The organism is Algoriphagus pacificus, from assembly GCF_017254845.1.
GTDB lineage: Bacteria > Bacteroidota > Bacteroidia > Cytophagales > Cyclobacteriaceae > Algoriphagus > Algoriphagus pacificus.
Genome location: NZ_JAFKCU010000003.1, coordinates 598405 through 624175, shown reverse-complemented (window position 1 = coordinate 624175; position 25771 = coordinate 598405). Strand labels below are relative to the sequence as shown.

Annotated in this window: 20 protein-coding genes; 8 read left to right on the top strand and 12 right to left on the bottom strand. The window is 39.3% G+C overall.

The genetic code is table 11. The annotated features are described in order from the left end of the window. The first annotated feature begins 165 nt into the window (after nt 1-165). Nucleotides 166-471 (top strand): GIY-YIG nuclease family protein, encoded by a 306-nt coding sequence (locus J0A69_RS15190; protein WP_236032892.1) that lies wholly within the window; start codon nt 166-168, stop codon nt 469-471. Between the two features lie 122 nt (nt 472-593). On the opposite strand, the gene J0A69_RS15185 is transcribed toward J0A69_RS15190, so the two are convergent. Then, a complete protein-coding gene (locus J0A69_RS15185) occupies nt 594-833 on the bottom strand; it encodes a hypothetical protein (RefSeq protein WP_206587704.1) in 240 nt (79 codons plus the stop codon). Between J0A69_RS15185 and J0A69_RS15180 the strand changes: the two genes are divergently transcribed. After that, complete coding sequence (locus tag J0A69_RS15180) at nt 832-3417, top strand: DUF7133 domain-containing protein (protein WP_236032891.1); 2586 nt, start codon at nt 832-834, stop codon at nt 3415-3417. The two genes, J0A69_RS15185 and J0A69_RS15180, sit on opposite strands and share 2 nt — an antisense overlap. 49 nt (nt 3418-3466) lie before the next feature. Here the strand turns inward: J0A69_RS15180 and J0A69_RS15175 are convergent, their stop codons facing one another. Beyond that, complete coding sequence (locus J0A69_RS15175) at nt 3467-4165, bottom strand: SGNH/GDSL hydrolase family protein (protein WP_206587455.1); 699 nt, start codon at nt 4163-4165, stop codon at nt 3467-3469. 152 nt (nt 4166-4317) lie between these two features. Here J0A69_RS15175 and J0A69_RS15170 point away from each other — a divergent pair, with 152 nt between their 5' ends. Further along, complete coding sequence (locus tag J0A69_RS15170; protein WP_206587454.1) at nt 4318-4692, top strand: hypothetical protein; 375 nt, start codon at nt 4318-4320, stop codon at nt 4690-4692. A 50-nt stretch (nt 4693-4742) separates the two neighbouring features. Here J0A69_RS15170 and J0A69_RS15165 read toward each other — a convergent pair whose 3' ends face one another. The 4 genes from J0A69_RS15165 to J0A69_RS15150 all read right to left on the bottom strand — a co-directional run bounded on the left by J0A69_RS15165 (nt 4743) and on the right by J0A69_RS15150 (nt 10820). Further along, nucleotides 4743-5189, bottom strand: coding sequence for a c-type cytochrome (locus J0A69_RS15165; protein WP_206587453.1), 447 nt, complete (start codon nt 5187-5189; stop codon nt 4743-4745). Between the two features lie 139 nt (nt 5190-5328). Then, nucleotides 5329-6441, bottom strand: a complete 1113-nt coding sequence (locus tag J0A69_RS15160) for a Gfo/Idh/MocA family protein (RefSeq protein WP_206587452.1) — start codon at nt 6439-6441, stop codon at nt 5329-5331. 29 nt (nt 6442-6470) lie between these two features. Then, nucleotides 6471-7334 (bottom strand): sugar phosphate isomerase/epimerase family protein, encoded by an 864-nt coding sequence (locus J0A69_RS15155; RefSeq protein ID WP_206587451.1) that lies wholly within the window; start codon nt 7332-7334, stop codon nt 6471-6473. Between the two features lie 6 nt (nt 7335-7340). Then, nucleotides 7341-10820 (bottom strand): PVC-type heme-binding CxxCH protein, encoded by a 3480-nt coding sequence (locus tag J0A69_RS15150; RefSeq protein ID WP_206587450.1) that lies wholly within the window; start codon nt 10818-10820, stop codon nt 7341-7343. 170 nt (nt 10821-10990) lie between these two features. Between J0A69_RS15150 and J0A69_RS15145 the strand changes: the two genes are divergently transcribed. Continuing rightward, the gene (locus J0A69_RS15145; protein WP_206587449.1) at nt 10991-11872 is read left to right on the top strand and encodes an AraC family transcriptional regulator; all 882 of its coding nucleotides are present in this window, start codon (nt 10991-10993) and stop codon (nt 11870-11872) included. Here the strand turns inward: J0A69_RS15145 and J0A69_RS15140 are convergent. The 4 genes from J0A69_RS15140 to J0A69_RS15125 form a co-directional block, all read right to left on the bottom strand. Beyond that, nucleotides 11869-12546: a LytR/AlgR family response regulator transcription factor gene (locus J0A69_RS15140; RefSeq protein WP_206587448.1), complete on the bottom strand. Its 678-nt coding sequence runs from the start codon at nt 12544-12546 to the stop codon at nt 11869-11871. The genes J0A69_RS15145 and J0A69_RS15140 overlap by 4 nt on opposite strands. After that, nucleotides 12543-13625, bottom strand: a complete 1083-nt coding sequence (locus J0A69_RS15135; protein WP_206587447.1) for a 6-bladed beta-propeller — start codon at nt 13623-13625, stop codon at nt 12543-12545. Before J0A69_RS15135 ends, J0A69_RS15140 begins: the two co-directional genes overlap by 4 nt. Nucleotides 13626-13668: 43 nt before the next feature. Beyond that, nucleotides 13669-15063 (bottom strand): sensor histidine kinase, encoded by a 1395-nt coding sequence (locus J0A69_RS15130; protein ID WP_206587446.1) that lies wholly within the window; start codon nt 15061-15063, stop codon nt 13669-13671. Nucleotides 15064-15526: 463 nt separating this feature from the next. After that, entirely contained in the window at nt 15527-16993 is a 1467-nt protein-coding gene (locus tag J0A69_RS15125) for an SLC13 family permease (RefSeq protein WP_206587445.1), read from the bottom strand. Between the two features lie 362 nt (nt 16994-17355). Here J0A69_RS15125 and greB point away from each other — a divergent pair, with 362 nt between their 5' ends. Next, nucleotides 17356-17871 carry a transcription elongation factor GreB gene (greB, locus tag J0A69_RS15120; RefSeq protein WP_206587444.1) on the top strand — a complete coding sequence of 172 codons (516 nt, stop codon included), beginning with the start codon at nt 17356-17358 and terminating at the stop codon, nt 17869-17871. Between the two features lie 41 nt (nt 17872-17912). Here greB and J0A69_RS15115 read toward each other — a convergent pair whose 3' ends face one another. Further along, nucleotides 17913-18797, bottom strand: a complete 885-nt coding sequence (locus tag J0A69_RS15115; RefSeq protein WP_206587443.1) for a sulfite exporter TauE/SafE family protein — start codon at nt 18795-18797, stop codon at nt 17913-17915. 177 nt (nt 18798-18974) lie between these two features. On the opposite strand from J0A69_RS15115, the gene J0A69_RS15110 reads away from it, so the two are divergent. From J0A69_RS15110 to J0A69_RS15100, 3 genes are all read left to right on the top strand, one after another. Next, on the top strand, nt 18975-21638 hold the full coding sequence (locus J0A69_RS15110) for a WD40/YVTN/BNR-like repeat-containing protein (RefSeq protein ID WP_206587442.1): 2664 nt from the start codon (nt 18975-18977) through the stop codon (nt 21636-21638). A gap of 123 nt (nt 21639-21761) precedes the next feature. After that, nucleotides 21762-23210, top strand: a complete 1449-nt coding sequence (locus J0A69_RS15105; RefSeq protein ID WP_206587441.1) for a hypothetical protein — start codon at nt 21762-21764, stop codon at nt 23208-23210. A gap of 126 nt (nt 23211-23336) precedes the next feature. After that, entirely contained in the window at nt 23337-24092 is a 756-nt protein-coding gene (locus J0A69_RS15100; protein ID WP_206587440.1) for a sulfite exporter TauE/SafE family protein, read from the top strand. A gap of 66 nt (nt 24093-24158) precedes the next feature. Here the strand turns inward: J0A69_RS15100 and J0A69_RS15095 are convergent, their stop codons facing one another. Then, the gene (locus J0A69_RS15095) at nt 24159-25721 is read right to left on the bottom strand and encodes a M28 family peptidase (RefSeq protein WP_206587439.1); all 1563 of its coding nucleotides are present in this window, start codon (nt 25719-25721) and stop codon (nt 24159-24161) included. Nucleotides 25722-25771 lie beyond the last annotated feature (50 nt).

Sequence of the window (25771 nt, the reverse complement as noted above, 5' to 3'; positions counted from 1 at the left end):
TACAACAGTACCCTGAGATCACCCAAAAACTGATTATTCAATACCAAGATGAAAATCAGTAGGTCATTGCCCCGATAGCTATCGCGGGCGATCCCGATAGGAGGCTCTGAAACGATAAAGCCACTCGATAAACCGAGTGGCTTTTTTATTTTTAACTTAGTCTGGATGAATATGGGATTTTTTGTTTACATCATTTATTCAGCGAGCAGGGACAGTTACTATATTGGCCAAACGCAAGATTTAGAAGAAAGGCTTAACCAACATAATACAGGTTACTTCAAAAACTCTCATACGCATGGGACTATTGACTGGAAGCTAGTTCATAGCATTCCTTGCTCATCTAGAAAACAAGCTGTCAATATTGAAATGCATATTAAGAGGGCTAGAAAAAGGAAATATTTAGAAGATCTACAAAAGTACCCTGAGATTACCCAAAAACTGATTATTCAATACCAAGATGAAAATCAGTAGGTCATTGCCCCGATCCCGATAGTCATCGAGGATTCGCGGGCGATCCCGATAGGAGGCTCTGAAACGATAAAGCCACTCGACAAACCGAGTGGCTTTTTATTTTTAAATTAGTCTGGATGACTTCAATTTTTATTAATGCCCCACTTTTCTATTTGTGGTAGAAAGCCCCTTACAAAAATCCCATAATTTGTGCATGCAGTAAGAGTTTGTATATTTCTATTTCGAATTCTCCCCATTAAATAACAAATATTTAAAATGCGGTTTGTATTTAAAACAGTCCTTTTAGCCAGTACTACGTTACTTGCTTTTTCAGCTTGTGAACCGGAAAGATCACCTTTTGATGTATCACCTTCAGAATCCATGGATCCAAAGCGGCTTAAAGCACCCTACCCAGTTGTTGAACTTCCCGAAGGAATTGATTTAGAGTCACCAACCTGGAAAGGGATTGACCTGACTCCAACAGCACCAGTGATTCCTGTTTCTGCAAATGAGGAAAAGAAATCCTTTGTATTAAAGCCAGGATATAGCATGGATCCGGTATTATCGGAACCTCAAATTAGAGAGCCAGCTTCTATCCAATTTGATGGAAATGGAAGAATGTATGTTTTGGAGCTTCGCACATACATGCAAGACATTGATGCCAATGGGGAATTGATGCCGACTTCCAGAATCTCACGTTGGGAGGATAAAGACAATGATGGAGTATATGAAACAGGAGTTGTTTTTTTAGACAGTTTGGTGTTCCCTAGATTCATTGTTCCTTTTGGCCCGAATACCATTTTATCCATGGAATCCAATGAAGACCATGTTTACAAGTTTACAGATGTGGATGGGGATGGAAAGGCAGATAAAAAAGAACTGTTTTCTTCTGGATTAGGCCGTTCAGGTAATGTGGAGCATCAAACTAGTTTCCTTACTTGGGCTATGGATAATTGGATGTATAGCACCTACAACTCCAAAAGAATTCGCTGGACACCTGATGGAGTCATCCATGAACCAAGTGGAAATCCATGGGGCCAATGGGGAGTAACTCAGGATAATTATGGTAAACTTTGGTTCCAAGATGGTGCTGGAGGAGTTCCACAAGGCTTTCAGTTTCCTATAGCCTATGGAAACTTTAGCGTGAAAGGTCAATGGAAGGATGGTTTCCGCGTTCCATATAGCTTGGTCAAATTGGCGGATTTCCAGCCTGGAATGAAAGAAGCTAATCCTGATGGATCTTTAAATAATGTTACTGGAGCAGCTGGAAGTGATGTTTACCGAGGCGATAGATTACCAAAAGAACTTGTTAATCAATATTTCTATGGTGAACCTGTGGGAAGAATTGTCAGACAAGTGAATTCTGAAAATGTTGAAGGCTTGACTTATATTCAAAATAGCTATATCGATTCTAAATCAGAGTTTATTCAATCCACAGATCCTTTGTTCAGACCTGTGGATATGGCTACAGCCCCAGACGGAACCATGTACATTGTAGACATGTACAGAGGAATCATTCAGGAAGGAAATTGGACGCAGGAGGGAAGTTACCTAAGAACTAAAATCCAACAATATCAAATGGATGATGTGATTGGAAATGGAAGAATCTGGAGGTTGAGTTATGAAGGGATGCCTAGAAATACCGAGAAGCCAAGAATGTATGAAGAAACATCCGCTGAGTTGGTTAGACATCTAGAAAACCCAAATGGATGGTGGAGAGATCAGGCACAACAGATCATGATCCTGAATCAGGATAAATCGATTGTGGGAGAATTGGAGAAAATGGCTAAAACTTCAAAGAATGAATTGGCCAGAATTCATGCGCTTTGGACTTTGGAAGGGTTGAATTCTTTGGATTTAAGCCTTGTTAGAGAGCTATTGAAAGATTCCAATCCAAACATTCAGATACAAGCCTTGAAAGCCAGCGAGACGCTCTATAAATACGGTGAAAAGAGTTTGGCCGCTGATTATAAAGAAATGGCCAAGTCATCTGATCCGAATGTCGCGATTCAAGCTTTATTCAGTGCTTATATTTTGAAGATTGAGCAAGTGGAAGATTTGATGAAATCAACTTTGGCAGCAAATCAAGCCCAAGGAGTTCAATTGGTTTCCACCCAGATTTTGGAGAAAATTGATGAGGCTAAAAAAGTAGCTTCCGTAAAATACGCTCCTGTAGAATTAGCCTTGTTTACAAAAGGTAAATCCATTTTCGATAGTTATTGCTCTACCTGTCATGGACCAAAAGGCTTAGGATCTCCAGCTGGAGATGGATTGATAGCTCCAGCATTTTCGGGTTCTCAGCGAATCCAAGGACATCCTGAATATGCCGTCAAAACCCTTTTGCATGGCCTAACAGGTGATTTGGAAGGAAAAGAGTATGAAGGTGTCATGATTGCGATGAACATGAATGACGATGAGTATATCGCTTCAGTCTTATCTTATATCAGAAATGAATTTGGGAACGAAGGAAGTTTTGTATATCCAGAATATGTGGCCCAAATCAGAGAAGAAACAAAAGACAGAGATTCAAATTATAGCTTTGATGAATTGATTCAAGAAGTGCCTAAAGCTTTAGCGCCTCAGGATAATTGGATAGCAACTGCAAGTAGCACTGCGTTGCAAGGAGTGGGATCAACTCGGGATCCTTCTTATGCATTTGGCTACAAAGGTTGGAAAACAGAGGAATCTCAGGAGCCGGGTATGTGGTACCAAGTAGAATTACCGGATGATCATCAGCTTGCCGAAATTCAATTCAATGCAGGAAAAGAAGAATTCCCATTGGGCTATACGGTTTCAATTTCAAAAGACGGCAATAGCTGGACTGAAGTAGCCAAAGAAACCGGTCATGCGGGATTGAATAATGCACGATGGAAATCTCCTGATGAAGTCAGATTTATTAGAATTCAAAGCACAGAAAAAGGGGAGAAGCCCTGGTCAATGAGAAGTTTGACCTTGTATGCTAGATAAAAATTAAAAGAGAGGTTTATTCCAAAGCCTCTCTTTTTTTTGGCTAAGATCAATTTGGAAAGGCCAAGAAGGCTACTTGAAGCTCACCTAATTTTTTATATCCAGCATCATTCATATGAATAGGATCTCGGTAAAACAGATCCTTATTGTAAATGTTGTAACCTCCTAAAGTAAATTGATCTAAGTATGGAATGCCATGAAGGTCACAGATTTTCTTTTGCATATCCACATATTTCACCATTCCGTTTTCATCAAATGGATCGTAGCCACCTCGATTGTTGAAGGCCTTGCTAGAAGTGAAAAAGTAGATCGTGGCATTTGGGTTTAGTTCGTAGATTTTTTTGATACAATAATTGATTCCTCCTGCCTGGGTCACGAGCTTTTCTTTGTCAAAACCATCAAATTCGGTGTAATCTATATATTCTCCGATAGCTCTGTTGTTTGTGTAATCATTGGTGGAAGCCCATAAAATATAGATATCGAAAACTCCGGCCTCATCTATTTGCTGTTGAAGGGATTTACCCTGTAATGATGAAAATCCAGCTCCTCCAACGCCATAGTTGGTAATTTTCATATCCAAACTTTCTTCCCACATGGCTTTAGCGGTATTACTTTCAGGAATAACTGAAACAGAACCTCCAAAAACTGCCACGGTTTTCCCAAAATTGGGGGAGTTTTTTATCGCTAGTTCTTGAGCAAAAAGACCAATAGGAAGAATTAGGAAGATGTAAATGAATAATTTTTTCATTGGAAAAAGGAATTGGGGATTGATTTAATAAGGTGTTTGTCTTTAGATTTAATCAAGAATTTTTTCTGATCCTTGAAAAATGAATGTTCACCTATTTGAAATTTAAACGAATTATTTCTTATTGTATCTAAATAAAACAATAATCCATAACCATGAAAACAAGAAAATCAATCCTGAGCACTTTTGCCATACTTTTTATCTTTAGTATAGCTTTTGCCACGCAGGCTCCTAGTCCAGCATATTTCGAAGGAAAATGGGCTGTCTTGATCAAAGACACTCCTCAAGGTAGTGCTACAATTCCTATGAGATTTGAAACAGTGGGAGATGTCACTACTGGATATTTTATGGAAGAAGGAGCCCAAGAGGAATCCAAAATGACTTCTGTCAAAATTTCAGAGGATGCTTTGAATGCCGCTTTTACTATCAGTGGCTATGATGTGACACTTTATCTGAAAAAAGTGGATGATGAAACAGCCAAAGGTGATCTGATGGGCATGTTTGATGCGGTTGGAACCAAAGTAAAATAAAAAAAGAGGCAGTAAAAACTGCCTCTTTTTTTTGAATAAGCTGATTGAATTTAGCTTAAACCCAAAATATATCTTACCATATCCTTGGCATCTTCTTCACTTAGTGATGGATGTGGTGGCATGGCTGCCTCACCCCAGACTCCAGCTCCACCTTGAATTACCTTAGCAGCAAGTTTTGCTACGTTAGCATCGTTGTTTTCATATTCAGCTGCGATATCCAAGAAAGCAGGTCCAACAACTTGTCTCTCTTTCATATGGCAGGAAAGACAATCTGAATTTCCGATCTTGTCTTCACCTGACATGGTTTTACTGGCATCACTGATTACTTCTTCTTTTACCTGTTCTTCTACTGGCTCAGCCACGGGTGCCGGCGTCTCCTTAACTTCAACAGGTTCTTTTTCTACTACTGCCTTCTCTTCTTTATTTTCAGTACCACAGGCAAATAAAAGCGCAGCAAGGAGAACAAATGCTGACTTTGATAAGATTGTAATTTTCATTCTATTAATTGGATTAGTATTCGATCTGTGAAGTTGAATAAACTCCCCTCTATTTTTTGGATTATTTATACTTATCAACAGATTTTCTGATAAATGGGAAATAGTATATACAACCTATTTCCCATTTAAAAGTTATTTCTTAGCTCAGCGTGAAATCAGGTAGATTAATGATCTTACCTCCAGCCATCGCAGACTCATGAGCCAGAATACCTACACAGGTGATGTTGGCTGACTGCTTAGCATCAGGATAAGGAGCTCTTTCTTCTGCCAAGGCATTTAGGAACTCATTGACCAAGTGAGGGTGAGATCCACCATGTCCTGATCCCTGAATGAAGGATAAATGCTGGTTGTCATCACCATCATAAACACCGGCTGTGGTGAAAGATGCGATTTCCTCAGGAAGCAAATGCGCATAATCAGGGATTTTTACTCTTTCAGGGCTTTCGCCTGTATGAATAACTGAATCCTCATGTTCGATCAAAGTCCATTCGAAAGACTTCTTAGAACCATAGACATCAAAGCTTTCTCTGTATTGTCTTGCTGTATTGAAGAGAGATCTAGTCACTTCAGCCGCCAAATCAGAATCCTTGAATTTGATATGGCAAGTCTCAATTGCAAAAGGAGAACCGTATTTTGGGATTAAATTTTCATCGATTCTACCTGAACCAAGACAAGAAACATATTCAGCTTGTGCTTTAGGCAAAGCCAAAACAGGACCTACGCAATGAGTAGCATAATGCATAGGAGGGAGGCCTTCCCAATAGCCTGGCCATCCTGCCATTTCCTGCTGGTGAGAAGCTCTTAAGAATTGGATCTTACCCAACTCTCCTTTTTCATACATTTCTTTTACAAAGAGGAATTCACGGCTATAAATTACCGTTTCCATCATCATGTAAGTCAATCCAGTACGTTGAACTTCCTCAACGATTGCCTTACATTCTTCAACGGTTGTCGCCATTGGAACGGTACAAGCAACATGTTTACCAGCTCTAAGCGCCTTTAGGGACTGCTCCGCATGGTTTTGGATCGGAGTATTGATATGAACCGCATCGATGTCTGGATCTTTCAATAACTCATCGTAATCCGTATAAACTTTATCTATCCCAAAAGCTTTTCCAATCTCCTCAGCCTTTTCTTTATTTCTCTGGCAGATGGCATACATATTTGCCAGCTTATGCTTTTGATAAATCGGGATGAATTCGGCTCCAAAGCCTAGGCCGATAATAGCAATGTTAAATTTCTTATCACTCATAATTATATTGGTATGGGTATTTGGGTTACTCAGGCTTCAGAAGCCCATTTTTTTAAAAATTTCAATCCTTCGCTGGCAAAACTATCCTGACTTGGGGCCAGGGGTTTCCAAATGCAGACTGCACCTGCCAATTCTTTTACTTCAGGAGTAAAGCTTTCGATAGAAATCACTCCTTTGTAATTGACAGCTTCCAATCCTCTTTTATAAGCAGCCCAAGGTGTTTGTCCTGTTCCGGGCGTACCTCTATAGTTTTCCGATACTTGAAAATGAATCAATTTATCTCCTGCCAGTTTGATGGCTGCTTCCGGATCCGGTTCTTCAATACTCATATGAAAACCATCCAAAATCACCTTTGCTTCAGGTTCATTGATGTCTGAGATCAGTTGCATCAATTCCTCACAGGTATTAATCAAGTCTGTTTCAAAACGGTTTAAAGTTTCTAAAGCTATTTCCAAACCGAATTTTCTTGCATTATTACAGACGATCCGCAGATTGGTTACTGCACGATCCCATTCGATTTTTTTCTGCTCTGGTGAAACCAATCTTGCCTTGCCTACAGCTGAATACATAGGGCCAGCCACAAATTTGCAGTCCAAAGCAGCTGCGATTTCAAAGCAACTGTTTAGGTAATCGAAACTGGTTTTGTGGAAACTAGGATCCTCATTTGTGAGGTCTCTGCTAGTACCAAATGCTCCGCAGATAACAGCCTTGAGGCCATTATCCGCTAAAGCAGTTTTCACTCCTTGAATATCGATCAATGCAGGATCTTCAACTGGGATTTCGACGAAATCATAGCCAAATTCCTTGATCTTAGGAAATAGGTTTACTGTTTCTTTATTAAAAGGGGAAGTCCATAACCAGGTACTTACCCCAAATTTTACTTCTAATGACATCCTTCCTTAGATTACTTTCATGATACCGTTCATCTGCTTCCAGTGATCAGGAAGAGTACAAACGAATGGATAATCACCTTTTTGGGAAGGTACATTGATCACAATAGAATCCGAATAATTAGGGAAAACCAACTCGGTAGAGGCGATCACTTCAGGAATATTTGGAACAAAAGCCAAGTCCATTCCTGTCAGGTTTTTAGCCATTTGATCTGCTGCCTGACCTATTTTCTCCAATGAACCGATAGTTCCGATAATCAGATTGTGCTGTACGAAATCTGGGTTTTTAAAGTCCAAAATCAACTGGCTTCCTGCATTTACTGCAAAGACTGACTTGTCAAATCTCATTTCATGAGGAACAGCAGTCAATGTGATCATTCCGTCTTCAACAACTTCTATGGAAGCAATAGCACTGTTTTCAGCACCATCAACTTTCTTCAAGTCAAGACTTGAATCATTTCCGATTCTACCGTTGAATCTCCAGTTTCCTTCGTAATCACCTACTTTATTTCCAGAGTCAAATTGACCTACTCTTACATTTTCAGGTGAAAGTGGAGCAGCAAACAATCCCTTGGTTTTTCCTTTCGCTACTTCATTACCGTCGATTTGCAAGCTCATTGATCCATCTTCTTTCAAGGTGGCAGTTACCATAAACTTCTCAGAAGGAAGTTTCTTAGTTCTGATGATTTTTACATCGCTATCCTGAGCAACTGCAAAGCTCAATGCATCCTTATAAACATATAAGCTGTAGCCATTGACACTATTTCCTTGAGCAACCATCACACCATCCAAAGGATCTCTACCAGGAGTTACCTCCATAGAAATCGTGATTTCTTTTCCAGATGGATCTGGTGGGAAAAGGAGGGCATTTCTAGGATTCAATGTGTAAAGCTCAGAAATCAAGCTTTTAGATATTCTATCAGCTACACCCATCAAAGAATCAGGCTGCGCTTCTGAAGAAGGAGCTGCAGGTCTGTTTTCAAATGCACTAGGGTGAGTCAAAGCTGCAGCAAAAATCGCCTGAGGCAAGTACTCATCTTTGGCATTGTCCTGATCTTCAGAGATAGCCAAAAGCTTCTTAGAAACATCATCACTTGTTGGCATTTCAGAAACTGCTAGGATTGCAAATTTTCTAGCCTGAAGATTATCATCTTCCATCATATTAGCTGCAATAATTGCATTCAATGCAGATTGATTACGAGGAATCACGCGAACCGCATTTTTTCTAACAGCAGCAGAAGGATGGCTCAATGCTTTTTCAACCACTTCCTGAGCTTTGGCATTATTACCTTCTAATTCACCTAGACCTTTCAAAGTCCAAAGTGCATTGATCGCAGGTCCATTGATTCCAGCTCCATCTACCTCAGGAGAATTGATCAATTCATAGAGACCTTCTACAACTTCTTTGTTCTGAGTTTCCACGATCAATCGCTGAGCCGTAAGTCTCCAGAACATGTTATCGCTCTTCATTGCTTCCAGTAATTCACTAGCTGAAGCATCTTTCAAGTCGTAAGTTTCGGAAGGCTCACCACCTTTGTAAGTCAATCGATAGATTCTACCATGCTCCTTATCCCTCATTGGGTTGATGTAAGCATTTCCTTCTCCGTTTTCAAAACCACGAGGAGTAGGATTGTGCTGAATAATGAAGTTGTACCAGTCAGCTACCCAAAGAGATCCATCAGGACCAACTTCAGCATGAACCGGGCTAAACCACTCATCAGAACTGGCCAAAATGTTAAATGCATTTTTCTCTTTATAGCCAGAACCTTCTTCCAATAATCTTGCATTGTGAAGAACACGTCCTGTTGGCTCGGCTACGAAAGCCATTTTGTTCCAATATTCAGAAGGGAAACTTCTTGCAGTATAAAGGTTATGTCCTGCAGCAGCAGTGTAAGACCCATGCCAGTCAACCTGTCTCAAGAAAGGAGTCAAATGAGGCATGTCATAGTGTGAATCAATTCCAGTTGCTGTGTTCGGAGTACCTTTATAGATAGTTCTTTTTACGAACTTATTATCCAAAGCCAAATACACTGAATGCTGACCGTTGGCAGTAGAGATAAATGTTTCAAAGTCTTCAGAGAAACCAAGACCCCAAGTGTTATTACTTGTACGACCTAGGAATTCCATGTTTTCGCCAGAAGGATCAAATCTGTAAACACCTTGACCGAAATTGTATTTTTTACCACTCACTTCACCATTGAAGCCAGAGTAACCTAATACTCCCCAAACTTTATTGTCAAAGCCATATTTTAAGTTGGAAGGACCTGCGTGGGTATCAAATTTACCCCAACCAGTCATTACCACTTCTTTCACATCGGCAACATCATCACCGTCAGTATCTTTTAGGAAAACAAAATCTGGAGCCATGGAGATCAACATACCGCCATTAACTGCCATGATTGAAGTTGGGATATTTAAGCCTTCTGCGAAAACAGTTACTTTATCAGCTTTGCCATCGCCGTCGGTATCTTCCAAAATTTTGATTTTATCATCGCCACCTTCTTTACGAACTTCATTAGGATAATCGGTTGTCTCGATGACAAATAATCTACCTCTTTCATCCCATGCAAAAGCTATTGGGTTAATGATCATTGGCTCAGAAGCAAATAGCTCCAATTCAAAACCTACAGGCACCTGAACTAATTTCATTGACTCTTCAGGAGACAATGGCAACTGGAATCTTGGTGCTGGATCTCTTCTTTCGTAGTTAGGAATCTCAGCATCTTCAAACTGAGGAGTTGGGATGTTGTATTCAGCCAAAAGCTCATTTACTTTCTCACCAACTGCCCAAAGAATTCCGTTTGCAACCAATTCCTGAAATTCTTCTTTTTCCCAAGTTTTCTCATTATGACCATAAGCAGTATAGAATACTCTACCGTCACCTTCTTCACGGGTCCAAGTGTATGGTTCTTTGTGATCGCCATCCACTCGCTCCATCAATACATGCATGTCAGGATTTAGCTGGCTATGAACATAAGTTTCATCCCAAGTTTCAAACTCGCTGATTCCATCCATGATAGGAGAATCTTGATCAACAATGTCCACGGTGAAATCACCAGTGCCATGGCTTTTGAACTGGCCACCAACAGCAGAAATGTACCAAGGAGAGTTCTGGAAGCAGAAAGAAGCCGAGTGAATCGGAATCAATGCTTTACCACCTTGTACATAATCTTTCAGCGCAGTTTCCTGCTCTGGAGTAATTTGTTCATGGTTTGCATAAATCATCAAACCATCGTAATTACTCAATTTTGTAGGGTTAAGATCGTTGACATCTGTAGTATATGTCAGGTTGATTCCCTTTTGGAAAAGGGGAGTTTCGAGATACATCATCAATTTCTCAGAATTGTGATGCTCGCTTTCATGACCTAATACTAGTATTTCAACACGTCTAGGTTCGGTGGAAGACAAAAATGTCTCACCGGATTTTTTTCCGCAGCTTATTACAAGCAGGGAAATGACCAAAGAGGTCACTAACCAGGAAAGTTTCATGGGGGGGATTTTAATGGAAATTCTCATAAAATGGGTTTATGTATCAATTGCATACCAATATTCTACATAAATTTCTCAAAATTCTCACTGTATTGATTTGAATTTTGACTGAATTTTGTCCTATTTGTAAATAAATCACTTCAAAATACAGCATAACTCAGCTAAAATTTATGAAGACTCCACTCAAAAAATCGCGCATTCCAGACTCCAAAGTATTTGTGGTTCAGGAGTTAATAGCGCCTTATTTTGATAAAAACTGGCATTTTCATCCTGAGTATCAATTTGTCGTGATTTTAAAGGGTAGGGGAACCCGCTACATTGGGGATCATATCAAACCTTTCAAAGAAGGAGATATGGTCATGACCGGTCCAAATCTCCCTCATGTCTGGAGATCTGACAATGCCTACTTTGATCCTGCAAATGGATTGGAAACACATTTGGTAGTTGTCTACTTTCCGGAGAATTTCCTTGGCGAAGGGATTTTTGATAAAGAGGAATTTGAAGATATCGGACGTTTGATGAAAGCTTCCGCAAGAGGATTGGAAGTGACAGGCAAGAGTAATCAGGAAATCACCGCAATGATGAAAAAGCTGGTTCACCTGAGAGGTACTTCCCAACTGATCCTGCTTTTGGAAATCCTGAATTACTTGGCGCATTCAAAAGATATCAACCCGATCACGAATGCAGAATACATTAACCTCAACAAAGAGTCTGAAAAAGACCGAATGGGAGAGGTGTATGAATATGTGATGAAAAACTACAAGGATAAAATTATGCTGGAAGAGGTGGCTGCTTTGGCTAATTTGTCTGTGAGTGCTTTTAGCCGATTTTTTAAATCCAGAGCCAATAAATCCTTTTCGGATTTCATCTGCGACGTGCGGATAAGTCATGCATGTAAGCTTCTTCACGAAGAAGGAATCAACATCTCTGAAGTCTGCTATGAAAGTGGCTTTAATACCCTTTCCAACTTCAATAAACAGTTTAAAGACAGGATCGGAACTACACCTCTGAATTATAGAAAGGAATATTTGGAGAGCTTTGGCAATTCTTAAGCTTGGAAATGCTCCATCACCTGATCAACATAAGATAGGCTCACAGGAACAAATTTTTGATTTAGGTGCAACTGATGTTTTTCAACTTTGCTGACCTTTTGACTATTTACCAGAAAGGAACGATGGGTTTTGATAAAAAAGGAGGGGAGTAGGTTTTCTACTTCTGCCAAAGTCATTCTGCTCATAATTTTTTCCGACTCCAGCTGAAAAGTCACATAATTCCCACTTGCTTCACAAAATAGGAGTTGGTCGAAAACCAATCGAATCTGACCTTCACCGGTCTTGATGAAAGTAAACTCAGGCTCTTTGCCAGGTTGCAACTCCAGCCACTCCTGAGCTTTTTGGCAAGCTTTGATAAATCTGCTGAGGTTAAAGGGCTTGAGTAAATAATCCAATGCATCGAGTTCAAAACCTTTGACCGCATAGTCTGAATAAGCTGTGGTAAAAACGACCAAGGTCTGTTTGGGAAGCAATCCTGCAAAGTCAATTCCTGAGATATCAGGCATATTGATATCGAGAAATATCAAGTCGATTTCGTTGTTTTTTATATACTCCAGTCCTTGGATGGCGTCGGTAAAAACTTCTTCCAAGTGTAAAAAGGGGACTTTGGAAGCGTGTGCTTTAATCACTTCCAAAGCCATTTTTTCATCGTCAATCGCTATTGCTTTGATCATTGAACAGGTTTTAAATGATGTATTATCAGTACAGATCCTTCATTTTCTAAATGTTCACGAACATCCTCAGGATAATTCTCCGGTTCGGAATCCTGGCTAAAAGTAACTGGATCCAAATAGGAAATCAAAGCTTCATCTTGAAGATTAGCCGAAGGATAGAGAAGGTTTGAAAAGGTAAAATCACTGTAGTCTACATCCTGCCGAAATAACTTATTTGATTTTAAATCAATCATCAAAATACCTCCATCAGTCTTTGTGGAAGTGATAAATCCAAAAAGTCGGTTTCCTATTAATGTCAGGGATTGAGCTATATATCTGTAATGTTGACTTTTGTCCATTTTAGACATGTCAAGCAAAGCTTCTTGAGGTAAATTTTTACTTCCAAAATCGAGCTTAAATCGTTTCAAAAGCTCTCCTTGCTTATTGAATAAACTTACAGTGTCATCAATTGCCCTGAAGTATGATATCTGATCCTGGCTTTTCGATAGATGTCCAGCAGTAAAATAGATGTTTGAAGCATTGGGATGATACTTAAAAAAGGAATTTTGCAGCTCTAGAGAATCATTCGTGACTGAAACTTTCGGATTCCCCATGGACTCATTCTGGTTTTCTACATTGATGGAAAAAATCCAGCCATTGGGTGTTTTAGAAAATGAACTAGCCAGAAAAGGAACTTCCAAGACCTCCTCTAAAGCACCTTTGGAATCATAAATAAAAATGGATTTTGAACCACGGTCATGTACCATTACCTCCCCGGATTCATTGACTTGAAAATCACTGATGCTATTTAATAATTCCGGCCCGTCCCCAAATTCTCCGATTTTCCTTAAAAATGCACCCTGATTATCAAATACAAGGATTCCTTCAGTAGATAATGCATCAAATAGGTAGAATTGATTATTGGCTGCCACTAATTTGTCCACTCTGCTAAACACCGCATTTTCGTCGGTGCTTAGCAGGATATAGGACTTGTTGTTAACTAGTTGGTCATAGTTTATCAATTCAGCTTTGTCCACTTCCAAAGTGAAAAGAGGGATTTCATTATTCTCTTCTGTGACTTTAGATGTGCATTGTATCAAGGTTACTAGGCAAAAAAAGGAAAGGATTAAGCGAAAATTCATATTAAATCTGTACTGAGAAGTGGACAAAATGCTCTGTGTCATTGGCTACAATGGTCAGACTATGTTTCTGAGGGTAGAAATGTTCCAATCTACTTTTTACATTTTCCAAACCAATTCCAGATTCATCCCTTGGGTCTTCACTGGCCTTTTTAGGGTGAATGCTATTGACTACATCCAAATGAACAGAACCTTTCAGGCATCTCAGGTTAATTTTGATCCAAGATTTACTCTTGGTGCTAATGCCATGTTTGAATGCATTCTCTACAAATGGAATCAAAAGCATCGGGGAAATATCTCCTTGACAAAACTCCTCACTGATATTTATCGATACATCCAGATGATCTTCCTTTGCAAAGCGAAGCATTTGAAGGTCCAGGTAATTTCTTAGGTAGTCGATTTCACGAGAAAGTGGGATTTTATCCATCTGATTTTCATGCAGCATAAAGCGCATCATATCTCCAAGCTTTTGGATACCATCTGAGGTCTTTTCCGCATTTTCTAAGAGTGCCGCTCCATAAAGTGTATTCAAGGCATTGAATAGGAAATGTGGGTTGATTTGAGATCTAAGGAAACTCAGGTTGGCTGAACTCTGATTCACCTGAACAGATAGGGTGTCGATTTTACCGATATAATCCTCGTATTTTTTGAAAATCAAATCGGAAAGCGGGAAAATCACAAACATCAATAAGAGAATCAATCCAACTCCAAGCAATAGAACTTCAGGAGTATTAGTATCAAGTGAAATAATCAGGAAAATGAATGAGATAATCACGATTAAGCCCCATAAAAACCATCGATAGGCCTTGATTTTTCCTGCTAATTTATTGCGGTAAAGCAAAAAGTAATTGTAGATGAAGAAGAATAAAATCGCCGGAATAATGATAAACAGAATGATGAAAACTCCCTCATTTACAAATAGTTGAGATGAGATTAAGAAAACTGAAACGAAAAGGAAAATTGTAAATAATCTTGCTCCGTTGTAGAGTTGAAAATCCCTAAAAGCAGGAGGGTAAAGCATCTTTTTTAGCAAAATTGAGGTCAGCAAATACCCAGGGTAAAGTGCTATCATGCTAAAGAAAAAACTGAAATACCTTTCTGGTCTGATCCGAAGTACTGCGGCGCAGGCCCCAGAAATTGCTCCTGTGATTGCCAGGGTGAGAATGCTATACAAAACCAAATGGAGGACGTTTCTGTCCTTTAAATATTTGGGGATAATGACCAAATGCACCACGTAAAACCCAAGGTAAATTGCAATAGGCATGAAAACATTTCCGAAAAATTTATCAACCTGATGGTGGTTTATTCCTACGGTGATGTTAGTCAAGACAATAACTAAAAAAACTATTGTGACAATCCACCATTCTATGTCTCGGAATACCAAGCTTTTTGATTTCATAAGTGTTTGTAAATAAATAAGTTGAATTATTTTAATTCAATTGAATTAGATAGTGAATGTCTGTTGGTCTGATGATTTGAATCTGCTTTGGTGGCACAGGATTTTAGGATTAAAATGTTGTAAAGCGCCGCCAAAAAGATTAGCAAATAAAAGACTTTCTTGGTGTTCATAATATCTACTCAAAATTGATATGCCAAGAATACCAGCTCAAAATAGCCTTTACAAAAGAATGTGACGGAATGGGGGAAATGTGTGACGGAAATGGAAAGGGAAGTAAGATTTATGATTTTAGAGTTAAGAATTACTTGTAAATGCGATTTTGGGGCATTTTCTAGTGATCAGTAAGCAGTCACAGTTGGCAGGGATCAGAAGTTTAAAGTCAAAAGTGAAAAAGGTCAAAGCAGTTGGCAGTCACAGTTGGCTTTTAGACCTAAATCAAATATCTCAAATCTAAAATCTTACATCAAAACGGGTTTCCAATCAGGTCAATTCCCCACATCCAAGGCAGGATAAAATAGACCATCAAAGTAACTAGTATGATGGAAATTATATTCAGCCAGAATCCGGCTTTCACCATATCTTTCATCTGCAAATAGCCTGAACCAAAGACCACGGCATTTGGTGGGGTCGCAACTGGCAGCATAAATGCACAGGAGGCAGCAAGCGTAGCGCCAATCATCAGTCCAAATGGATGTAAATCGAGTTTAAATGCCACAGAAGCCAATATCGGGAGCAACATGGAAGCAGTGGCAACATTGGAAGTAACCTCTGTTAGGAAGTTGACCGAGGCGATGATGATCAATAGTAAGAAGAAGAAAGAGATTCCCTCAATTAGGGTAAATCGCTGGCCAATCCATTCTGCCAGACCAGTTTCTTTAAATCCTGCTGCCAGAGCCAAACCACCTCCAAATAAAATCAATACGCCCCAGGGGATACGCTCGGCCGTTTTCCAGTCCAAAATCCGGTCTTCACCAGAGGAGGAGGGAAGGATAAACAATAAAACTACCCCTATCAAAACGATGATGGTGTCGTCTATCTCCGGTAGAAACTTTACTAAAACAAAACTTCTTAAAATCCAGGCTAAACAAACAGTTCCAAAGACTATCATCACTGATTTTTCTTCGTAACTGATCTTTCCCAAAGCTTTTAGTTGAGTACCTATGATGTTTTTGCCATCTGGAAGACTGAAACTCTTGGGAAGTGGATTTGCCGAACTCACCAGATAATACCAGCAAATCATCAATAAAACGGCCACTAAAGGCAATCCAAAGGCCAGCCATTCATTAAATCCTATGGAATAATCGTACAAATCCTTGATTACAGCAGCCATTATGGCATTGGTGGGAGTTCCGATTAGAGTTGCCAAACCGCCAATAGAAGCACTGTAAGCAATTCCCAACATGATGTTCTTTCCCAATCGATCTGCTATAGAAGTATTGGATTCACCTAATTGACTTTTGAACTGATTTACTACAGCCAAGCCAATTGGAAGCATCATTAAGGAAGTGGCTGAATTTGAGATCCACATGGATAAAATGCCTGTTGCCAGGATAAATCCCAAAACAATACGACGGAGATCAGTTCCTAATAAATTTATTATGTTAAGTGCGATTCTGCGGTGTAGATTCCATTTTTCTATTCCTGTTGCCAATAAAAATCCTCCCATATATAATAGGACTGTAGGATGCATGTAATTTTCAGAAACATCAGCAATTGGAAGTATTCCCAGCAAAGGCATTAGTATCAGCGGCAGAAATGCTGTGGCAGCTATGGGTAAAGCTTCAGAGATCCACCAGATGGCCATCCATGCCGCGAGTGCCAACATGGATTGAGCAGCGGGATTTAAATCCGGAGAACTCATAAAAAAATGAATCAGTACAAAAGCGATTGGCCCAAGATACAATCCCAGTTTGGGAATCATTTTATTCATAGCTGCTGAAATCAGGGGAAAAGTGGATTCTCAGCCCTGAAGATAGAAATAATCTGGAAATAGCGATTTATAGGTAAATTTAAAGGCACGAGAATGGCGTATTTGAAATTATTTGCATAATCGTCCGGAATAGTGAAAAATAGAGAGTTCCAATGAACTGGATGTCCTGCATTATTAAATAAGTATATAAGTTGTATAATTTATATTATGTTAAGTAAAGAATAAAAACATTTACCCATCCTGTTGTAGTCAGCCTATTGATTTAACATTCCTAAAGCATAAACCATGGTCATACAAGAAGCATACAATCCTATCCCCTCATTATATTATCTTGCGAAAAATTCAAAGTAAGATCATTTACCATGAGGCGAAAAATTCCAGAATCAACGCTACCAAAACTTAACCGCTCACAATTAATTACTCCGGAAGGTTTTCAAAAATTAAGGGAGGAACATGATCATTTGTGGCGAGTTGAACGTCCAGACGTTACCGCTAAGGTTGCCTGGGCCGCAAGTTTGGGAGATCGCTCAGAAAATGCCGATTACCATTACAACAAAAAACGTCTTCGAGAAATTGACAATCGTCTCCGCTATTTACGAAAGTGCATTGATGACTTTAAAGTGATTGAATACCACCCCAACCAAGAAGGAAAAGTGAATTTTGGTGCTTGGGTAGAAATTAAAAACGAAAAGAAAGGGCTTAAAAATCGTTTTCGAATTGTTGGTTACGAAGAGTTAATTGGTAATAAAAATTATATCTCTATGGACTCTCCCATGGCTAAATCGCTTCTTGGTAAGACTGTTGGTGATGAGGTGATTGTTAATACCAAATTGGGTGATTTTGTATGGAAAATTCTCAAAATAGAATACCAAAAGTAGTTTTACCCACCTAAATCCTTTGTCCTAATTGTAATTTCAAATCACTTTTCCTCTAACTCCATACTCAATTCCTTTTGAACTATTCCAGCTCTCAGCATCACTGCGGAAGTATATAAAATAACCCCTATCACGACCCATTTAAGGACATCCAAAGGCAAGGATTTTACCACAAATGCTGCGATCAAAACTGCTACAATTCCCGGAATAGCCATAGCTATGGCAGCTTTTTTATTGTAAGCGCCTTCTCGGATAAATCGAATCGATGCTGGTGGCATCAAGAAAGCACAAGAACCCATCATAATCGGAAATGCAACTTGAGGTGACATTCCCAAAGCAAAAACCAAGGCCATGCAGGGTGCATACAATCCAATCCCTGCAGTCATCAAGGCACCAAGGAAGAAATTACCGATAATGGCTATAATTAATTTACCTCCTCGAAGTCCGATGGCATCTCCCCCTCCTTGGATCCAATCCAAGTTGCGGGCAATCATAAAAACCGCAGTAATCAATAAAGCAAATCCCATGGTTAAGCGGATCTTGCGTTCCGAAAGTTTGGAAACAACCCCTGCTCCTACAATGGCTCCAATTGCTGCAGAAAGGAGCATTGATAAAAGTGTCCAGGCATCTACTTCAATGATGGTGATGAAAATCAAGGCTTGAAAGAGCACAGGAAGTGTATTGGCCACATTTAGGGTTCCAGGCATTACTTTGTCCTCCGTCTGTTTGGTGAATTTCAATAGAGCTGTTTGAGGAGCGAAAGCTCCTATTCCCAAGACATCGAAAAAATTGACCACAAAACCTATGATGGAAGTCTTGATCCAGCTAACGGGTTCAAGTTGATTTTTATGCTTTAAATAATCCCTAACCAAAGCGATGCAAAACCATCCAGTCAAAAGGGCAAGTGCAATCCAGATAAATGTGATCATTGCTAATAAATTAGGAGTGATTTCATGGAATTGAATTCTTTTTTACAAGAAAGTGAAATGAAAAAGAGATCTCATTCTTCTCAAATTCAAGGATATAGATTTATGATGTTAAAGAAAAAATGTGAATATTCCTTCAAGAATGAATTTTGGAATTCAAACACCCTAAAGAATTTCCCTATGTTTTATTTTAGTTATTTAAGCAGTAAAAAGACGATCCTGAATGCCAAGCTAAGCGGCCTGATTTTTTTAATCCTTTTTTCCAATGGGATTTTAGCCCAGCAGCCAGCATCTCCATTGGTAGCTTCCTTTGAAACATATAGAAAAATGAAGGAAGAAACCCCATTCAAACTGGATTGGATTTCTTTGGGACCAACTGTGAATTCTGCCAGAGCTGATATTGTGCAGTTGGACGAAACGAATCCAGGAACCATGTATGTGGGCTTTGGTTCGGGAGGTGTTTGGAAAACTACCAATCATGGGGTGACTTGGAATTCCATTTTTGAAGAGCAGTCGTCCGTTGGAATTGGGGATATGGAATTAGCTCCTTCGAATCCCAATATCATTTATTTGGGAACCGGAGAAAATCTAAAAAAGCCCAGGAACTTTACTTTGCCAGGCACTGGGATGTATCGATCAGATGATGCCGGTGAAACTTGGAAATACATTGGTTTAAAGGATTCATGGTCTATTGCAGAAATAGAAATTCATCCCACTAATCCGGATATCGTTTTTGTAGCTGTTTTGGGTCATTTATGGACCAAAAATGAAAATCGGGGACTTTACCGAACTATGAACGGTGGCAAAAGCTGGGAACAAGTTTTATACAAGAATGATGTTACTGGGGCAAATGAGGTGCAGATCTCCCCTACTAATCCTCAAATAATGTATGCCTCGCTTTGGGAAGTGTATCCGGGAATCAGTGGTGAGAATAGTGGAGTGTATCGAAGTAGCGACGGTGGTTCCTCTTGGGAACATTCGGGCAATGGTTTGCCTAGTGGTCCAAATATCGGCAGAATCGGACTTACCGTTTCCAACACTGATCCTGATAAAGCTTATGCCCTGATCGATAATCTAAATAATGCCCGAAATGAAGCTGCGGAATTATATAAAACCGAAGACGGCGGATTAACCTGGAATAAAACTCATAAGGAGCCTTTCAAGATATTTCCGGGGATTGGTTGGTATTTCACAGATGTCTACGTGAATCCTGAGAATGATGAAGAGGTATTTTGCTTAGGGGTTCGTTTGGCACATAGTAAGGATGGTGGAAAGACTTTTTCATTCATTGGAGGTGAAGTGACACGAATGACACCAAGTTTAGCACAAGGACTTCATTTGGATCAATGTGAATTATGGATTAATCCCACCAACCCTAATCATTTGGCTTTGGGGAATGATGGTGGATTTTATGTGAGCTATGACAAAGGATTGACTTGGGTTCATTTCAATAATATTCCCACGGGAGAATTTTATGACATCACTATCGATCAGGCAAATTATACCATCTATGGAGGTACTCAGGATGATGCCACGGTTTACGGTCCGGCAAAAGAATTAAACACGCGTTTCCCTGATCCTTGGAAATATGTCTGGATTGATCCTTGGGATGGCGGGGATGGTTGCGTGACTCAAATTGACCCAGTGGATCCCTCGATTATCTATTACAGTCGACAGCATGGTGATGCGATGCGATTGGATAAATCAACAGACGAGGCAGTCTCTATCATGCCAAAGCTTCCTGAGAGAATTAAGGACACGCTTGTTTTTAATTACATGACCCCCTATTTCCTGTCAAAATATGATCACAAGACCTTGTACCATGGTGGAAATTATCTGATGAAAAGTACTGACCGTGGGGATACTTGGGATGCGATAAGTCCTAATCTTGCTAAATCTTCCAATCCGGAAAAGATTTCATTTTCCACGGGAGATATTGCCCAATCTCCTCTTCAGAAAGAGCTTTTATATGCGGGTACTGACCACGGTGCTTTTTGGGTTTCGCAAGATGGAGGAACTTCCTGGGAGGAAAATTCTAATGGCATTGCCAATAATTACATTCGGAGCATCTCCCCTTCCCAGCACAAAACTTCAAGGGTTTATATGGCAATGACAGGAATCAATTATGATGATCTCAAGGCCTATGTTTATGTATCAGAGGATTTTGGTAAAACTTGGAAAAGTATAGTTTCTAACCTTCCCAATGAACCAGTTAATGTTATTCGAGAAGACCCCAAAAATGAAGAAATATTGTATTTGGGGAGTATGAGAGGAGTTTATATTTCCATTGATAGAGGAAAAACTTGGTCTTTCCTTGGAGAAAATATTCCGTCGGCGGCAGTGGCTGATTTGGAATTTCATGAACCAACTATGGATTTGGTAGTGGCGACCCATGGTAGAGGCATTTATAAAATAAGCCTTCAGCCCATTTATGAGATGCTTGAGCAAAACTTATCCATGGAGAAGGATCATTTTTTTGAAATCAATCCAACGCCTAGACCTTGGTATAATTCTTCTGGAGGCGAACCTGATTATCGTACGATTGAAAAAGCTACTTTTTCATTCTGGCTTAACCAGTCTAAACCGCTTACGATTTCAATTTTTGACGAGTCAAATCAGGAAGTCTGGAAGACAGATTTGACGGGAAATAAGGGATTTAACCAGTTTCGATGGGATTTGGTAGTGAAAAAGCAAAGCAGTGATGCTCCTTATTTTGTACACTATGAAAGGTTTCTTCAAACTGGAAATTATACCGTGAAACTTTCTACAGGAGGTAAAACATTGGAACAAGCCTTTGAGGTGCTTGAGGCAAAATCACCTTATTTGGTACGTGATGGATACTAGGTATTATTTTTAAAAAATGAAAAGATGTTCATTTTTAGGTAGTTAAGACTCAAAAGTGAAAAGATAAATTTTGAATAAAATTCAGAAAAGGGTATTTTCATTGCCTAACTTATTTTTTTTAGCATGAATAATATAACAAAAGGAAAGCTAGTCCTTGGAGTTTCACTGAAAGTTTTTGAAGAACTCCTACAAAGATTACAAAATCAAGGTTTATTTGATCAACTCTCAAACAGTCAGGATTTTGCCTTGATTGAGGGAAATGATGAACTGGTAATCTCTGCAAATATTAATGTAGAATTGGCACCTGTAAAGTTCAGGTTAAAAGTCGTCAACAACTCAAATCGATTCACGACTTTACAACTTGGTGGTAGGGTAAAACTAAACGTGTCGTCTCCAACCGCATCGAGTCCAGATTTATTTGATATTCCATTTCAGATTCATCTTAAAATCACTCCGGTATTAAAAGCAAAAGCCAATAAAGCTCCCGTGATTGCGCTAGCTTATGAAGGGATAGACTTCATTGAAGGCCCCCTACCCGCTTCTCAGATTGAGGCAATGATCCAAACACCAGAATTTACCCAGTTATTTGACAATTTCGAATTGGATCTAATTGAACCTGCATTAGATGGTTTGGAGGAAGTTTTATTTTATAACGAGGCAAAACCTAATCATGCAGATTGGGCAATTGGGCTTCATTTTATGCAGGGGTCAGGAGCAAATGTAGATGCGATAGGATTGATAGTTGACGTGCCTGGAGCTGATGTTTCAGCACCTCTGGGAGGTAGTTTTGTACCAATGAGAGCTGAAATTATAACTCAGTTTACCAATGGGCTTGTTCAGGCAATGGTAGATGAAGCAAAGGAGGAACTTCGGGCTTGGTTTGAGGATATAAAAGATGTAGACCTCAGAGTGACTAAACTAAATTTAACTGTTGACGATAATAAGTTCTATCTAGATGCTGAGATAGATGAAAAGGAATATGATGCAGAAGTAACTTTGAAAGGACCTATCTATTTTAACCATGCGCCTGGTAGTTTACAGATGCAAGTCAATATTCGGGATGTAAAAATAGATATCGATCTACCTTGGTGGGCAGATTTCTTGGTTTGGTTGGCAGATGTTCTAACCTTGGGGACAATTGGAATTAATAATACGATCCATAATAAAATTCCAAATTTTGCTCAAAACTATGCTCAGGATTTTCTGGATCAAACCCTATCTAATTTAGGGAATTCCCTATCCTTAAATCAACTTTCATTTCAAGGGGTTAATTTGGAAATATATCCAGATCAGATCGCGCTTGAGGATGGTGCTATCACAGTTTTTGTACAAGTCATAAATAAACCATTCCAAGAATCCTTAATGCGTGCAGATTATTCAAAACTTCGAGGAAAATTTATCATGTTCCATCTTCAAACCGGAAGAAGGTATTTGGTTGAACATTTAGCCTCATTTATGCAAAGAGGATTGATCAAAATCCCAGGATTCCATCAAGTAGATGGTAGATATATTCGATCAAATCCAGATGAAAGGGAAAACAATAATCTTGAGGAAAGATATGGTCGTGACTGATAATAACTAGGGGCCTTTTCATGCTTTAAAATCGGTTTATTGGATTTGCATTACTTCTACTCTGCTTTTGATTTTTAGAAGTTTGGGAATAAGCACTAGTTTAGTGGCTTGTTTTGACCCCAACCCATGTTTTTAGCAAGTATTTCAGAGATCAGTACCACTTCATGGATTCTTAGTTTTTTAGCAGCTTTCGTGATCGGAATGTCCAAAGCGGGTATCAAAGGAATTGCCATAATCAATGTGACATTTATGGCCATTGCTTTTGAAACCAAACAATCCACAGGTATCGTTTTACCGCTTTTGGTGGTGGCTGATGTCTTTGCGGTGATCTATTACAATCGCCATACACAATGGAGCTATATAGCAAAATTCCTTCCTTGGATGATTTTGGGGATCATTTTGGGAAGTTGGGTTGGAATGGATCTTCCTGAGAAAGCCTTTAAATACGGGATGGTTATTCTCATCTTTTTGATCTTAGCCGTAATAATTTGGTGGGATCAAAAAAAGGAGAAAACAGTTCCTACTCATTGGGCTTTTGCTAGTGGAATAGGAACACTGGCAGGATTTACTACGATGGTAGGTAATTTGGCTGGTCCAATTTCCAATATTTATTTTTTGGCTATGAGATTGCCCAAAAATCACTTTATAGGCACTGCTGCTTGGCTTTTCTTGATTATTAATCTCCTCAAATTACCACTTCATTTCTTTGTTTGGGAAACAATATCAAAAGAAACCCTATTGCTGGATTTGAAATTAATTCCGGGCATTATCCTCGGTTTTATCCTCGGTATCAACATTGTAAAAAGGATCAATGAATCGTTTTTTAGAAAAATGATTCTTGTGCTCACTGCGCTGGGAGCCATTATCATCCTGTTTAAATAGAACCTATCTAAGACTTTATAAAAAGGAATTAATCATAAACCAAAGTAATGGCTGATTGATTTGCAGCTATCTTTCAAATCGCTTAAAAAACGAATTCTCATTCCAGGTTGGCCTAGCTTCAGTGTTATTGATGAAATAACTATTCAAAAACTGAAGTTCCACATAGGTTTTGGCGCCTTCGAAATTAAATGAGTCTCCAAGTTCGTCGGAAGGTTTATGGTAAATCTCACTCATCATATGGCTAATTGCTGAATCCAACCCGGTTGGAGAATCTTTAGTCTGAATACCGAATTTCATTCGTAAAGCCGGTATACCCGCTTTAACAAAACTGTAATTATCACTTCTGACAAAACGAACTTCCTCAGGCAAGTGATCCTCATCGATTTTTAATCCAAGCAAACTCGTGGACCGCTCCACAATTTTCATAATGCTGCTTTGCTCTGCTCCAAGAGGCTCAACAGAAACTAAAGGCCCTACCATTGTTGGCATATCGGTATTAACATTGGCGACAATACTTTCTGAAGGAACTACTGGATTTTCTGCCAGATACAAGGAACCCAATAAGCCCATTTCCTCAGCTGTAACTGCAGCGAAGATGACCGAGCGCTTAGGTTTAGAAGGTAATTCACTATAAAGCCGAGCAATCTCGAGCATAGCACTAATTCCCGATGCATTATCATGTGCACCATTGTAAATCGAGTCACCATTTACAGGTCTTCCAACTCCTACATGATCCAAGTGAGCCGTATGAATAACGTATTCATTTTTTAGCTCAGCTCCTTCTAAAACGCCAACAACATTGGCGCTTTCAAATTCTGAAAAATTATTGACCACTTTTCCTTTTAGGGAAATGGAATTGCTGGGTTGGCTTACCTCTCCCTGTTGGTATTTTTCTAAAATAAGATCAATTTCATTTGCTGTGATTTTTCGGATAAACTCCCAATCGAAATAGCCTCCAAATTTCATGTTTCCATAATTGGAGCGACCTGCATATTCGCCATCAGACATTTTGACGCTGACAATTCCATTTCTGGAACCATTATAGCTTCCTCTGAAACTGCCTCTACCCCCTGGGGAAGTTGTGAATATGATTCCCTGGGCACCCTTTTCACTTAAGGTATTGATTTTTGTATTGGTATTGCTGAAATGTGCACGCTCTGTAGCAGGTAAGACATCTGGCCCTCCGTTATAAATGACCACTATTTTGTCCTTTACGTCCAGGTTTTCAAAATCATTATACCCAAACTGTGCGGCATCAATTCCATATCCAGCGAAAACCAATTCTCCTTCAAATTCTACCTCAGGCGAACTAGAGTTGCCAAGGAAAAAGTATTCGATTCCTACTTTCGCAGTATCCAGATTATTCAGGATTAGGAAAGAAGAACTTTCATCCACAATAGATTTCCTAAAGGTGATGGGTTGCAAAAAACTACTTCCCTCCTTGTTTCCAAGTGGCTTGATGCCCAGGGAATTATACTGATCTATCACATATTGCATGGCTACTTCATACTCAGGAGTTCCTGGTAATCTTCCCCTTAAACTATCGTCGGAGAGCACGGCTATATGATGTTTTATTTTATCAGCATTTGCATGAGTTTCTGCGAACTCCAATAGTGCCGAATCATCCATTTTCTTCGGTTGGCAATACGAAAAGAGGATTAATAATGACAGAATAAAAA